The following is a 1,506-nucleotide window of genomic DNA, read 5'->3' as shown; positions in this document are numbered from 1 at the left end:
CTCGTGGGTGAGATAGACGAGATAGGTCCACAGGGTGGAGGTGTTGGACTCGACCCGCTCCCCCGCGTTGAAGACGGGGCCGTTGCCGGCGATGATGTTGCGGACCGTGCGCAGGACGATCAGGCCGTCGTCGGCGATCCACCGGCGCTGCCAGGCACCCGCGAGGAACACCGCCACCACCACCGCGAGGCCGCCCCAGAAGACCGCCGGCTCGGCCGGGACACCCCGGGTCCGCACAGCCTCGGCCGCGGACCGACGCGCCGTCGGACGCCCTGTCGTCGGACGCCCTGTCGCCGGCCCTCCAGGTGTCATCTCCGACATCGCCCGCCCACCCCTGTCAGGCGAGGGACGGTACGAGGTAGACGCCGATCACCACGGTGAGGACCCAGATCGCGGCGAGGACCTGCAGCACGCGGTCGCCGAGGGCGATGTCCTCGGGCTCGCCGGCCTGGGCGGCGTCGACGTCCACGGCGTAGCGCAGCACCGCGATGGTGAACGGCACGATCGAGATCTGCAACCACACGGCCGAGCCGGACGGCTGCGTGGGGTCGGAACCCCGGTCGTAGGCCCAGAGGGCGTAACAGAGCACGAGCACCGTCGCCGACAGTGTCCAGACGAACCGCAGGTAGGTCGGCGTGTAGCTCTCCAGCGCCTTACGGATCTTGGCGCCGGTCTTGAGGTGCAGGTTCAGTTCGGCATACCGCTTCCCGGCCGCCATGAACAGGGAGCCGAACGCCATGACCAGCAGGAACCACTGGGAGATCTCGACCTCGGCGGCCGCACCGCCCGCCACCGCGCGGAGCAGGAAGCCGGAGGAGACGAACGCGATGTCGAGCACCGGCTGGTGCTTGAGCCCGAAGCAGTACATGAGCTGCAGGACGATGTACACGGCCACGACGATCGCCAGCGCCGGGTGCGCGAACAGCACCGAGATGACGAGCGACGCCACGATGAGCGCCACCGCCATCCCGTATGCCAGCCCGACCGGGAGCACACCGGCGGCGATGGGACGGAAACGCTTGGTGGGGTGGGCGCGGTCCGCCTCGACGTCCATCGCGTCGTTGATCAGGTAGACGCTGGAGGCCGCCATGCAGAACGCCACGAAGGCGACGAAGACCGAGAACAGGACGGAGGTGTCCGTGAGCGTCTGCGTGCCGGCCGCCGCGGGCGCCGCGACCACGAGGACGTTCTTGACCCACTGCCGCGGCCTGAGCGCCTTGACCATACCGTCCAGCAGGTTCTTGGGCGGCGAGCCCTTGGCCTCCTCCTCGGCCTCGGCGAGATCGATCTCGTTGGCGGTGTGCGGCTCCGCCCCGAGGAGATGGTGATCGCCCCCGCCCCGGGTGGCCGGGACTCCGGTCTGATCGGTCATCGATTCTCCTCGGGGGTCGGGATGGGGCTCGGTCCGGGCACGCCGTCACGAAGCGCGGCCGGCAACAGCTTCTGGACGCGGCCCGTGGGCCAGACCGCGCGCGTGAGCGCGGCGCAGCCCGCACCGACCGCGGC

General features: G+C 70.4%; 1 protein-coding gene and 1 pseudogene. Both read right to left on the bottom strand.

All coding sequences use genetic code 11. The features are described from left to right. Positions 1 to 321, bottom strand: a pseudogene (locus G6019_RS17030) (hypothetical protein); the annotation flags it as partial. A 16-nt stretch (positions 322 to 337) separates the two neighbouring features. Further along, the gene (locus tag G6019_RS14655) at positions 338 to 1,372 is read right to left on the bottom strand and encodes a decaprenyl-phosphate phosphoribosyltransferase (protein ID WP_182612830.1); all 1,035 of its coding nucleotides are present in this window, start codon (positions 1,370 to 1,372) and stop codon (positions 338 to 340) included. Between the last annotated feature and the right edge of the window lie 134 nt (positions 1,373 to 1,506).

It is taken from the genome of Dietzia sp. DQ12-76 (assembly GCF_014145045.1).
Classification (GTDB): Bacteria; Actinomycetota; Actinomycetes; order Mycobacteriales; family Mycobacteriaceae; genus Dietzia.
The sequence above is the reverse complement of the archived record's forward strand: the minus strand, read 5'-3'. Positions and strand labels throughout refer to the sequence as shown.